The following is a 12,682-nucleotide window of genomic DNA, read 5'->3' as shown; positions in this document are numbered from 1 at the left end:
ACTTTCCTAGAACAACTAGAAAATCCCGGAACCTTCAAAAACATGTTCTACAACCGGAAAGCTGCCGAAGATCATTCGGCGGCAAATGGGGCGGCTATGACCTTTAGCGACAGTGGTGAGAGGGCACTTTCCAGCGCCATGCCTCCGGCGTCCCCGGTCTTCGAGACCGCCGTCCGTTCCACCATGTCATCGCCCCCGTCCTCAGGCTCACGTCCCTTCTGCGGCATGACCTGACCGCGCCGCCAGGGCGCCACCTTTCTCGACCTCTTTTTCACCTTGCGCGCAGCGCGCCGTCCGTCGGCGCGATCCCCCCTCGCGCCTCAACCAGGGAACCGCCTCGCGCGGGAACAGCACTCATGCTGAAGCCGGAAGCCGTAGACGTCGCCAAATTTCGACCTGCCCTTGCGGGTGCGGTCAACACCGATGTCTCTGCCGATCAATGGGATCGCGTCCGTCAGCGTCTGCGTGAGGAAATCGGCGAGGAAAGCTATACGAGCTGGTTCGCCCGTATCGAGCTGGACCGGATCAGCGGCACCACCGTGCACCTCTCGGTGCCCACCCGCTTCCTGAAGGCCTGGATCCAGGACCATTATCTCGACCGCCTGCTGGAGCTGTGGCGCGATGAGAACGGCGCGACCCGCGTTGACCTTGCGGTCCGCACCGCCGTTGCCCGCAGCCTGCCCCTGAAGGCCGCCAACGCCCCCCGCGAGACCGTTTCCGAGCGCCCCGCCGTCGTCGCCGCCCCGGTGCGTCAGGCCGTGGCCGCAGCTCCGGCCGCGCAGGGCACAAGCGATGTCGGCGCCGGCTCCCCGCTCGACCCCCGCTTCACCTTCGAGACCTTCGTCATCGGCAAGTCCAATACGCTTGCCCATGCCGCTGCCAAGCAGGTGGCCGAGGCCGTGCCGGGCGCCGCCCCGCTGTTCAACCCGCTCTATCTCCATGCGGCCGTCGGCCTCGGCAAGACCCACCTGCTCCAGGCCGTGGCCTGGGCCGGTGCCGCCCGTGGCCGCCGCGTGGTGTACCTGACCGCCGAGCGCTTCATGTACGGCTTCGTGGCCGCGCTGAAGTCGCACGCCGCCATCGCCTTCAAGGATGCCCTGCGCTCCATCGACACGCTGGTGATCGACGATCTGCAGTTCCTGACCGGCAAGAACATGCAGCAGGAATTCTGCCACACGCTGAACGCGCTGATGGATGCCGGCCGGCAGGTGGTGGTTGCCGCCGACCGTCCGCCGGGCGACCTCGACGCGCTGGACGACCGCGTGCGCTCGCGCCTTGCCGGCGGCCTCGTGGTGGAACTCGCCACCCTTGAGGAAGACCTGCGCCACCAGATCCTGCGCACCCGTTCGCAGGTCCTGTCCGAGCAGCATCGCGGCTTCGCGGTGCCGGCTGCGGTGCTCGAATTCCTCTCCCGCCATGTGGGTTCCAGCGGCCGCGATCTCGACGGCGCGCTGAACAAGCTTCTGGCCGTCAACAAGCTCACCGGCGAGCCGGTCACGCTGGAGATGGCCGAGGGCGCGGTGAAGGATCTGGTGCGTCCCACCGATCCCAAGCGCGTGCGCGTGGACGACATCCTGCGCGTGGTGGCCAAGCACTACAATGTGTCGCGGGCCGACCTGCTGTCGCAGCGCCGCACCGCCAACGTGGTGAAGCCGCGCCAGATCGCCATGTATCTGGCCAAGACGCTGACCCTGCGCTCGCTGCCCGAGATCGGCCGTCGCTTCGGTGGCCGCGATCACACCACGGTGCTGCACGCCGTGCGCAAGATCGACGGCCTGATCGCCACCGACCGCGCGCTCGCCGACGAGATCGAGGCGCTGAAGCGTCTGGTCGCGGAGTGATCCGGCGCTGAGGCGCTGATTGAGGAGGCTGAAACTTTCAGCCAACCCGGAGCGGGGCTCTTATGTGGTGATCGGTCGCCTTGCCGCGACCGCGCCTTCCCCCTCCCAACCCTCCCCCGCAAGCGGGAGAGGGCTATCCCCGCCAGGACTTCAGGCGTGACGACGCGATCCAGCGCGACAGGCCCCCTCTCCCGCTTGCGGGGGAGGGATGGGGAGGGGGAAGGACGCAACGTCCGTTCCCGAACAGCCCTCCGCATCGAAGCACCGACTTGCCGGCCGGACCGCCCCTGAATCGGCCCCATCCGCCCTGCCCTTCCGCCGCCCGCCGGCGCCTTATCCCCGCAGCCCACAAGCCCCGTTCGCCGCCCCGAACCCGCGCCAGCGCTGGCGTGGCGCGAAAAACGGTGCTCCCGCACTTGCGTTGCGACGGCGGGAGCGGCAATGTCGGCGGCCCGCTGGTTCGTTTCCACGAACCGAAGCGGGGCCGCGCGGGCGCCCGTTCGCGTGCGCCATTCCTTTCTCCGAGCGAAGAGACACGGGTCCGGGCCATGAAGGTCACCGTCGAACGCGCCGAGCTTCTCAAGTCGCTCAGCCACGTCCACCGCGTCGTCGAACGGCGTAACACCATCCCGATCCTTGCCAACGTGCTCATCCGCACCGGCACGCACGGCCTGTCGCTGAAAGCCACCGACCTCGACCTGGAAGTGGTGGAGACGGTGCCCGCCGAAGTGCAGCAGGACGGCGCCACCACCGTGCCCGCCCACGTGCTCTACGACATCGTGCGCAAGCTGCCCGACGGCTCGCAGGTGCAGCTGGAAGTGGGCGGGGAGCGCGGCAGCCTCGCGGTGCGCGCCGGCCGCGCCCGCTTCACGCTCCAGACCCTGCCGGAAGCCGATTTCCCGGATCTCGCCGCCGGCGAGTTCACCAACAGCTTCAAGGTGAAGGGCGCGGAATTCCGCCGCCTGGTGGACAAGACCCAGTTCGCCATCTCCACCGAAGAGACCCGCTATTATCTGAACGGCATCTATCTGCACGTGGCGGACGCCGCCGGCCGGCAGACGCTGCGTGCGGTCGCCACCGATGGCCACCGCCTCGCGCAGGCCGAGCTGGACGCCCCCGAGGGCGCGGCGGGCCTTGCCGGCGTCATCGTGCCCCGCAAGACGGTGGCCGAAGTGCAGAAGCTGCTGGAAGACAAGGATGCGGAAGTCACCGTCTCCCTGTCCGCCACCAAGATCCGCGTCGCGGTGGGCGCCATCGTGCTCACCTCCAAGCTGATCGACGGCACCTTCCCGGACTATGGCCGCGTCATCCCCGCCGGCAACGACAAGACGCTGATCGTGGACAAGGCCGACTTCGCCGCCGCCGTGGACCGCGTGTCCACCGTGTCCAGCGAGCGTGGCCGCGCCGTGAAGCTCTCGCTCGGCGAGGGCAAGCTGGTGCTGTCCGTGACCAATCCGGACAGCGGCAGCGCCACCGAGGAGCTGGAAGTCGATTATGCGGCCGAGCCGCTGGATATCGGCTTCAACAGCAAGTACCTGCTGGACATCACCTCGCAGCTCGAAGGCGACACCGCCGAGCTGAAGCTGGCCGATCCCGGCTCGCCGACGCTGGTGCGCGACAGCACGAAGACCGACGCGCTGTACGTGCTCATGCCCATGCGGGTGTGAGCTTCACACCTGTCGTGACCGCGCCCCGCGCCCGCATCCGCCGTCTCACCCTCACCCGGTTCCGCAGCTATGCCGCCGCGCAGATCGACGTGGCGGATGGGCCGGTGGTGCTGACCGGACCCAATGGCGCCGGCAAGACCAACCTTCTGGAAGCCATCTCCCTGCTCTCGCCGGGACGTGGCCTCCGGCGCACCGCGCTGGATACGCTGGCGCAGGCCGGCGGTGATGGGTCTTGGGCTGTCGCCGCGCAAGTGGACGGCGCGCAGGGCGAGGTGATGCTGGGCACCGGCAGCGATGGCCGCACTGACGGCCCCAACCGCCGCTTCCGCATCGACCGCGAGACCGCCGGTTCCGGCAATGCCTTCCTCGATCATCTGAAAGTGGTCTGGCTGACGCCGGAGATGGACGGCCTGTTCACCGGCCCTCCGTCCGACCGCCGCCGCTTTCTCGACCGTCTCGTGCTGGCGGTGGACGCCAGCCACGGCACCCGCGTCAACGCGCTGGAGCGCGCACTGCGCACCCGCAACCGGGTGCTGGAGGATGGCGGCGACAATCGCCTGCTGGGCGCGGTGGAGCATGAGCTGGCGGAACTGGGCGTGGCGGTGGCCGCAGCGCGGCTTGAGACCGTGCAGCGCCTCGCCGCCGAGATCGCCACCCATCGTGACGACGCCAGCCTGTTCCCCTATGCCGACATCGCGCTGGAAGGCGCGCTGGAGCGCCTGCTGGCGGAAGCGCCCGCCGTGGAGGTGGAGGACCGCTATCGCGCCCTCCTCCAGGACAACCGCCCGCGCGACCGCGCCGCCGGCCGCACGCTGGAAGGCCCGCATCTGTGCGATCTCGTGGTGTCCCACGGCCCCAAGAGCCTGCCGGCGGCGCTCTGCTCCACCGGCGAGCAGAAATCGCTGCTCATCGGCCTTGCCCTGTCCCATGCCCGGCTCGTGAGCGTGATGCAGGGCCTCGCCCCCATCGTGCTGCTGGACGACGTGGTGGCGTATCTGGATGCGGAACGGCGCGGCGGCCTGTTCTCGGCGCTCACCGCGCTGGGCGCGCAGGTCTGGATGACCGGCGCCGATCCCCTGGCCTTTGCGGCGCTGGACGGTGCGGAACGCTTCACCGTCAGTCCCGGAACGGTACAGCCAGCGTCCTAGAAAGTGTTTTCATCGATCAGATCGGATGCATCTGCTCTGCAAAACCTTGTCTGGACGTATTCCAACTCACGCGTTTTTCACCATTGCTAGGGGTGGTTTTCAGGAGGGTGTGGCCGTCCTGCAACCAGCACCGTAAACCCGCATGCTAGAAGGCGAATCAGCTTAGCCCACTGTTTGGGGAATCATGGCCCGCGATCGCTCCACGTCCGCCGACCTCAGCCGGCGCGTCTTTGTGCTTGGTACCCCGCTTTTCCTGGCGGCCTGCGTCACCAACGCCCCGCCCTCGGTGGTCCAGACCATCGGCGATGCCCGCTATGGCGAAGTGGTCGGCGAGCCCTTCCCGGTGGAAGCCATCGATACCTCGGGCCTCGATCCGCGCCTGCTGCGTCAGGTGGTGGACTATCCGACCAAGTATCCGGCCGGGACCATCGTCGTGGACGTGCCCAACCGCTACCTCTACCTCGTGCAGGCGGGCGGCAAGGCCATCCGCTACGGCGTGGGCGTGGGCAAGGACGGCTACAGCTATCGCGGCTGGGCGACCATCAAGCGCAAGGCCAAGTGGCCGCACTGGACGCCCACGGCGAACATGATCGCCAAGCAGCCGGAGCGCTACAAGCCGTATGCGGCCGGCCTGCCCGGCGGCGAGACCAACCCGCTCGGCCCGCGCGCGCTCTATCTCTATGACGGCGACCGGGACACCATGTTCCGCCTGCACGGCACCATCGAGCCGGACACCATCGGCACGCAGGTGTCCTCCGGCTGCATCCGCCTGCTCAACCAGGACATCATCGATCTCTACGAGCGCGTGCCCGAGGGCACCCGCGTCTATGTGATCAACACCTGATCCCACGCCGGAGCTTTCGAGGCGGATTCACGGTTCAGATTGCAATCTGAACCGATCCGGCTCCAGAGCACGTCCGGTTTTGATTGCTCCGCAATCCAGACCGAAAGACGTTCTCTATCCAAGTTTTCGAGACGGATTCACGGTTCAGATCGCAATCTGAACCGATCCGGCTCGTGCGGGCGTGCCGCGCAGGCACGCCCGGCTTGACCTTGCGCCCCCACGGGGGCACAGAAGTCCCATGGATTTTGCCTCGCTCGCGCTCTTCGCCGCCGTGCTGACGGTGGCCGCAGCGACACCCGGGCCCGCCGTCGTCGCGCTGGTGACGCGGACGCTGGCCGGCGGACGCACCGGCGCCCTCCCCTTTATCTGCGGCCTTATCCTCGGCGACGTGCTGTGGCTTGCCGCTGCCGTGCTCGGCCTCTCGGCCCTCGCGGCGGCTCTGGGCGGCCTGTTCGTCTTCGTCCGCCTCGCCGGCGCGGCCTATCTGCTCTATCTTGCCTGGCGGCTCTGGACCGCCCCGACCGGCCCGGTGTCCCTCGACGCCCAGCCCCGGCGCAGCGGCGCGCGCGGCCTGTTCGGCGCCGGCGTGGCGCTGACCATCGGCAATCCCAAGACCATGGCCTTCTATCTCGCCGCGCTGCCAGCCATGATGGATCTGGAACACCTGAGCACCCTTGGTTTCCTTGAGATGTCAGGCGTGATCTGCGTGGTTCTGGGGTGCGTATTCGCGCTGTACGTGCATATTACGGATCGCACACGCCGAATGGTGGCGGGTGCCAGCGCTCTGAAGATCATAAATCGTGTGTGCGGAACCGTTTTGGCGGGCACGGCAGTCGCCGTTGCCACCAAATAACCTCGGCTTTGCGCTACAACTTCCTCCAAGCGTTTCAACGATTCGAGACATAACCATGGCCGATCCCGTGCCCGCGGCGTCCCCCGATGAATACGGGGCCCAGTCCATTCAGGTCCTCAAGGGCCTCGACGCCGTGCGCAAACGTCCCGGCATGTACATCGGCGACACCGACGACGGCTCGGGCCTGCACCACATGGTCTATGAGGTGGTGGACAACGCCATCGACGAGGCGCTGGCCGGCCACGCCACCGAAGTCACCGTAACCATCAATGCCGATGGCTCCGTGACCGTCACCGACGACGGGCGCGGCATTCCCACTGGCATTCATGAGGAAGAGGGCGTCTCGGCGGCCGAGGTCATCATGACCCAGCTCCACGCCGGCGGTAAGTTCAACCAGAACTCCTACAAGGTGTCCGGCGGCCTCCACGGCGTGGGCGTCTCGGTGGTGAACGCGCTCTCCACCCATCTCGACCTGACCATCTGGCGGGACGGGAAGGAGCATTACATGCGCTTCCGCCACGGCGATGCGGAAGCCCCACTCAAGGTGGTTGGCGAGGCCAACGGCAAGCGCGGCACCAAGGTGACGTTCCTGCCCTCGCCGGAAACCTTCACCAAGATCGAGTTCGACTTCGCCACGCTGGAACACCGCTTGCGCGAGCTGGCCTTCCTGAATTCCGGCGTGCACATCGTGCTCACCGACGCGCGCGGCCCCGAGCCGCGCCGCGAGGAACTGCACTATGAGGGCGGCGTGGAGGCCTTCGTCGCCTATCTCGACCGCAACAAGCAGGCCCTGCTCCAGAAGCCGGTGGTGATCCGCGCCGAGCGCGACGGCATCACGGTGGAAGCCGCGCTGTCGTGGAACGACGGCTATCACGAGAACATCCTCTGCTTCACCAACAACATCCCGCAGCGTGATCGCGGCACCCATTTCACGGGCTTCGCCGCCGCGCTGACCCGGCAGGTGCTGGGCTATGCCGACCGTTCCGGCATCGCCAAGAAGGAGAAGGTGGACCCCACCGGCGAGGATTGCCGCGAGGGCCTCACCGCCGTGCTCTCGGTGAAGGTGCCGGATCCGAAATTCTCCTCCCAGACCAAGGACAAGCTGGTCTCCTCCGAGGTCCGCCCGGTGGTGGAAAGCCTGGTGGGCGATGCGCTCTCCAACTGGTTCGAGGAGAACCCGAACGAGGGCAAGTCGGTGGTGGGCAAGGTGGTGGAAGCCGCCGCCGCCCGCGAGGCGGCGCGCCGCGCCCGCGACCTCACCCGCCGCAAGAACCCGCTCGACATCGCCTCGCTGCCCGGCAAGCTCGCCGACTGCCAGGAGCGCGATCCGGCCAAGTCCGAAATCTTCATCGTCGAGGGTGACTCGGCCGGCGGCTCCGCCAAGCAGGGCCGCGACCGCGCCTTCCAGGCGGTGCTGCCGCTCCGCGGCAAGATCCTCAATGTGGAGCGCGCGCGCTTCGACAAGATGCTGTCCTCCGAGCAGATCGGCACACTGATCACCGCGCTCGGCACCGGCATCGGCCGCGATGATTTCGACATCGCCAAGCTGCGCTACCACAAGATCATCATCATGACCGACGCGGACGTGGACGGCTCCCACATCCGCACCCTGCTGCTCACCTTCTTCTTCCGGCAGATGCCGGAGGTTCTTGAGCACGGGCACATCTACATCGCCCAGCCGCCGCTGTTCAAAGTGGCGCGCGGAAAGTCCGAGACCTACATCAAGGACGAGAAGGCGCTGGAGGACTATCTCATCACCGCCGGTCTGGAAGACGCCTCGCTGCACCTCGCCTCGGGCGAAGTGCGCACCGGCGCGGATCTGGCCTCCGTGGTGGAGCTGTCCCGTCAGGTGCGCAGCACGCTGCTGAACCTGCACCCGCGCTACAACAAGGCCGTGGCCGAGCAGGCGGCGCTGGCCGATGCCCTCGGCGCCAACCTGCTGGACGATGACGACGCCGCCACCGCCGCTGCGGGCCGCATCGCCGCGCGCCTCAACATCCTCGCCGAGGACACCGAGCGCACGTGGGAAGGCTCCGCCGACGAGACCGGCCTTCGCCTGTCGCGCCGGGTGCGCGGCGTGCTGGAGACGACGCTGCTGGATTCCGCCTTCCTCGCCTCGCCCGAGGCACGGCGGCTGGAGAGCCTCGGCAAGCAGCTGGACGGCGTGTTCGCCGGCAACGCCTCGCTCCGCCGCAAGAGCGACGAGCACATCGTGTTCGGCGCCGCCGACCTGTTCGACGGCATCACCGACACCGGCCGCAAGGGCCTCTCGCTCCAGCGCTACAAAGGCCTCGGCGAGATGAACCCCGAGCAGCTGTGGGAGACCACGCTGGACATCAACGCCCGCTCGCTGCTGCAGGTGAAGGTGAAGGAAGTGGACGCGGCGGACGACCTGTTCAACCGCCTGATGGGCGACGTGGTGGAGCCGCGCCGCGACTTCATCCAGGAGAACGCGCTGAAAGCCAGCGTGGACGTGTGATCGCCTGAGCCACCGCTCAGTACAGGCGCCCCGGTCGCTCCGGGGCGCCTTTTTTTTTGTGGCAGTTGCCACCCGACGCGCGCTCGCCCCAGCACATCACGGCTGGCGACTGCAATCTGGCCGGCTGGACAGGATCGACCGTCTCCCTCTCGCGGAACGCGCCCTCTCCCCCCTTGCGGGGGAGAGCTGGAGAGGGGGGTATCTCGGTTGCGTCTGTCGAACTTTCCGAGCCCCGACGGTGCTGGAGCGGAGGGGGCATTACCCCCCTCCCCACCCCTCCCCCGCAAGGGGGGAGGGAGTGCGTTCCACTTGGCCTCACATGGGGTCAGCAGCCCCTTGCAAGAGGGGGAACTTGCCGCACAGTTCAAGCGGCACCCCCGGCACCCGCACACGTCTTAAATTAAAGAAAGCGATTTAAAATCAATATATTGTGCGAATTTTCTAAAAATCATAATTCGTAATTATTGATTTGAAATAACCGATGCGATAGCGTCCTCGGCATAATCAGGCTCAAAGAGCCATAAAAATCCCGGGAGGCCATCGTGACAAAACACGCCACAACTGCGCTCGCATTCTGCCTGTCCTTCGCCTTGCCCGCCGCGGCTTTTGCCGACTGGCAGCCCAACCGGCCGGTCGAGTTCGTCGCCGCCGCGGGTCCCGGTGGCGGCACCGATACGTTCGCCCGCGTTGTTCAGTCCGCGCTCAGCAAGAACGAGCTGCTGACCACCCCGATCATCGTCACCAACAAGGCCGGCGGCTCGGGTGCGGAAACCTTCGTCTACGCCAAGACCAGCCCCAAGGATCCCTACAAGCTGTTCTTCGGCACGCAGGATGCCTACGTGCTCCCGCTCGCATCCAAGCTGAGCTACGACCCGTCGAAGGATCTCACGCCCATCGCGGCGCTCGTGTTCGACCCCTTCATGCTGTGGGTGAACCCGAAAAGCTCCGGCATCGAGGATGTGAAGGGCTTCATCGCCAAGGCCAAGGAAAATCCGGGCAAGCTGAAGGTCGGCGGCGCCAAGGCCAAGGAAGCCGACGAGACGCTGATGACGCTCATCGAGCAGGCGGCCGGCGTCGACCTCACCTACATCCCCTTCAAGAGCGGCAGCGAGGCCGCCATTCAGGTGGCCGGCGGCCATATTGAGGCCAACGTCAACAATCCCGCCGAGAGCGTCGAGCAGTGGAAGGCCGGCGTGCAGAAGCCGCTCTGCGTGTTCGAGGATGCCCGCCTCGCCGACAAGACGGTGATCGCCGACGGCAAGTCGTGGAACGACATCCCGACCTGCGTGGAAGCCGGGCTCGACATCAAGAGCTTCGCCCAGCCGCGCACGGTGTGGATGGCCGCCAACGTGCCGCCGGAGGCGCTGGCCTATTACACCCAGCTGCTCCAGAAGGCCGCCGCCGCCCCCGAGTTCGTGGCCTATGCCGAGCGCGGCGCGCAGATCCGCAAGGTGCTGGTGGGCGAGGAGTTCAAGGCCTTCATCGCCCAGCACGAGGCCAGCTACCGGGACATGTACAAGCGCAACGGCTGGCTCCGCGGCGAGAAGTGAGCACGCTTAAGGCCGGGAGCCGATCGACACTCGGCTCCGCGGTCAATGCAGCAAAGCTTCGTCATCCCCGGACTTGATCCGGGGATCCACGTCGGGCCGACAGTGCAGACCTCTGAGGGCTGTTCCGAGCGGAACCACGTGGATGCCCGGATCAAGTCCGGGCATGACGATCCTCTGCAACGCGGAAGGCGGTGAATGTCGCCCTACCGCCTCTCCCGCTTTACCCATCCCCCGTCTCACCCGCCAGGACGACGCGCATGGACATTTCCCGCCCCACCATGGAGGTCGCCACCGCCTCCGCCACCGCCCTCATCGGCGCAGTGGTGTGCTACGGCGCACTCCAGAACGGAATCTCCTGGGCGGACGGCGCGCCGCAGCCCGGCTATTTCCCCTTCTATATCGGCTGTCTCATCATCTTCGGCAGCGCGGTCACGGCTGTGCAGACGCTCATCAGGCGCGACGGCGAGACCGGCGCCTTTCTCGATGGCGCGCGTCTGCGCACGGTGGCGGCTTTCTTCCTGCCCATCGTCGGCTTCACGCTGATCTCCGGCTTTCTCGGCCTCTACATCGGCATGGCCATCTACGTGTTCTACGCCATGCTGACAGCGGCGAAATTCCGCCTGCATAACGCCGCCCTCACCGCGCTGGTCGTCGTGGTGGTGAACTTCGTGATCTTCGAAAAGCTGTTCACCGTGCCCCTGCTCAAGGGGCCGGTGCTCGAATATTTCGGCATCTACTGAGACGGACGGGATCCATCATGGGCAATTTCGGCCAACTCATGGACGGCTTCGCGGTGGCCCTCACCGCGCATCATGTCCTCATCATGATCGTGGGCGTGCTGCTCGGCCTCGTGGTCGGCGTGCTGCCCGGCCTCGGCGCGCCGAACGGCGTGTCGCTGCTGCTCCCCCTCACCTTCACCATGGATCCGATCTCGGCCATCATCCTGCTCACCTCCATGTATTGGGGGGCGCTGTTCGGCGGATCGACCACATCCATCCTGTTCAACATTCCCGGCGAGCCATCCTCCGTCGCCACCACGTTCGACGGCTATCCCATGGCCAAGCAGGGGCAGGCGGTGCGGGCGCTCTCGCTCGCCTTCTCCTCCGCCGGCATCGGCGCACTCACCGGCGTCATCGTCATCACCCTCCTGTCCGGCTGGGTGGCGCAGTTCGCCATGCGCTTCGGGGCGGCTGAGTATTTCGCCGTTTATTTCATGGCCTTTGCCAGCTTCATCGGCATGGCGGGCGGCTCGCCCTTCAAGACGCTGGTGGCCATGATGCTGGGCTTCGCCGCCGCCACCGTGGGCATGGACACCATCTCCGGCGAGAGCCGCCTCACCTTCGAGTTCGACGAACTGATCGGCGGCATCTCCTTCCTCATCGCGGTCATCGGCCTGTTCGGCCTTGGCGAGCTGCTGCTCACCATGGAAGAGGGGCTGAAGTTCGAGGGGGTGAAGGCGAAGCTCGACCTGCGGACCATCTTCCGCACGGTGGCCGAAGTGCCGCGTTACTGGGCGACGCTGGTGCGCAGCGCCCTCATCGGCTGCTGGATGGGCATTACGCCGGGCGGGCCGACCGCCGCCTCCTTCATGAGCTATGCGCTCGGCCGCCGCTTCTCGCGCCGTGGCCGGCACTTCGGCAAGGGCGAGCCGGAAGGCATCATCGCGCCGGAAACCGCCGATCATTCGGCCGGCTCCTGCGCCCTGCTGCCCATGCTGGCGCTGGGCATTCCGGGCTCGGCCACCTCCGCCGTGATGATGGGCGGGCTGATGATCTGGGGCCTGTCGCCGGGGCCGATGCTGTTCACCACCCAGCCCGATTTCGTCTGGGGCCTGATCGCCTCCATGTATATGGGCAACATCATCGCCGTGGTGCTGGTGCTCGCCACCGTTCCCCTGTTCGCCTACATCCTGAAGGCCCCCTTCACGGTGGTGGGGCCGATGATCACCGTGGTCTGTGTCATCGGCGCCTATACGGTGGCCAGCCACACCTTCGACATCTGGCTCGCGCTGCTGTTCGGCCTCGCCGGCTATGTGTTCAAGAAGCTGGATTATCCGCTGGCCCCCTTTGTGCTGGCCATGGTGCTGGGCGACAAGGCGGAGGATGCCTTCCGGCAGGCCATGCTCACCTCCGACGGCTCGCCCGCAATCTTCTTCTCGAACGGCCTCGTCTCGACGATGATGGGGCTCGGTATCTTCCTGCTTCTGCTCCCCGCCATCACGGCGCTGGCGGGACGCATCCGCTCGGGTGCGCACAAGGCGGAAGCCGCTTAAACCAGACAGGACCGGGCGGCCCCCCACG

At 66.7% G+C, this 12,682-nt stretch carries 9 protein-coding genes; all 9 read left to right on the top strand.

Annotated elements, in window-relative coordinates; translation table 11 throughout:
- The first annotated feature begins 356 nt into the window (after nucleotides 1–356).
- The 9 genes from dnaA to IEW24_RS03070 all read left to right on the top strand — a co-directional run bounded on the left by dnaA (nucleotide 357) and on the right by IEW24_RS03070 (nucleotide 12,654).
- Complete coding sequence (gene dnaA / locus IEW24_RS03110; RefSeq protein ID WP_188575312.1) at nucleotides 357–1,841, top strand: chromosomal replication initiator protein DnaA; 1,485 nt, start codon at nucleotides 357–359, stop codon at nucleotides 1,839–1,841.
- A 548-nt stretch (nucleotides 1,842–2,389) separates the two neighbouring features.
- Nucleotides 2,390–3,508 (top strand): DNA polymerase III subunit beta, encoded by a 1,119-nt coding sequence (gene dnaN, locus IEW24_RS03105; protein ID WP_188575309.1) that lies wholly within the window; start codon nucleotides 2,390–2,392, stop codon nucleotides 3,506–3,508.
- A 14-nt stretch (nucleotides 3,509–3,522) separates the two neighbouring features.
- Nucleotides 3,523–4,656, top strand: a complete 1,134-nt coding sequence (gene recF / locus IEW24_RS03100) for a DNA replication/repair protein RecF (RefSeq protein WP_188575305.1) — start codon at nucleotides 3,523–3,525, stop codon at nucleotides 4,654–4,656.
- A gap of 184 nt (nucleotides 4,657–4,840) precedes the next feature.
- The gene (locus IEW24_RS03095; RefSeq protein WP_188575304.1) at nucleotides 4,841–5,500 is read left to right on the top strand and encodes a L,D-transpeptidase; all 660 of its coding nucleotides are present in this window, start codon (nucleotides 4,841–4,843) and stop codon (nucleotides 5,498–5,500) included.
- Nucleotides 5,501–5,738: 238 nt separating this feature from the next.
- A complete protein-coding gene (locus tag IEW24_RS03090) occupies nucleotides 5,739–6,353 on the top strand; it encodes a LysE family translocator (protein WP_188575302.1) in 615 nt (204 codons plus the stop codon).
- A 55-nt stretch (nucleotides 6,354–6,408) separates the two neighbouring features.
- On the top strand, nucleotides 6,409–8,832 hold the full coding sequence (gyrB, locus tag IEW24_RS03085) for a DNA topoisomerase (ATP-hydrolyzing) subunit B (protein WP_188575300.1): 2,424 nt from the start codon (nucleotides 6,409–6,411) through the stop codon (nucleotides 8,830–8,832).
- 542 nt (nucleotides 8,833–9,374) lie between these two features.
- On the top strand, nucleotides 9,375–10,382 hold the full coding sequence (locus tag IEW24_RS03080; protein WP_244644115.1) for a Bug family tripartite tricarboxylate transporter substrate binding protein: 1,008 nt from the start codon (nucleotides 9,375–9,377) through the stop codon (nucleotides 10,380–10,382).
- A 257-nt stretch (nucleotides 10,383–10,639) separates the two neighbouring features.
- Nucleotides 10,640–11,122: a tripartite tricarboxylate transporter TctB family protein gene (locus tag IEW24_RS03075; protein ID WP_188575298.1), complete on the top strand. Its 483-nt coding sequence runs from the start codon at nucleotides 10,640–10,642 to the stop codon at nucleotides 11,120–11,122.
- Between the two features lie 17 nt (nucleotides 11,123–11,139).
- On the top strand, nucleotides 11,140–12,654 hold the full coding sequence (locus IEW24_RS03070; protein WP_188575296.1) for a tripartite tricarboxylate transporter permease: 1,515 nt from the start codon (nucleotides 11,140–11,142) through the stop codon (nucleotides 12,652–12,654).
- Nucleotides 12,655–12,682: the final 28 nt, after the last annotated feature.

The sequence above is a fragment of the Azorhizobium oxalatiphilum genome (assembly GCF_014635325.1).
Lineage (GTDB): Bacteria > Pseudomonadota > Alphaproteobacteria > Rhizobiales > Xanthobacteraceae > Azorhizobium > Azorhizobium oxalatiphilum.
The sequence above is the reverse complement of the archived record's forward strand: the minus strand, read 5'-3'. Positions and strand labels throughout refer to the sequence as shown.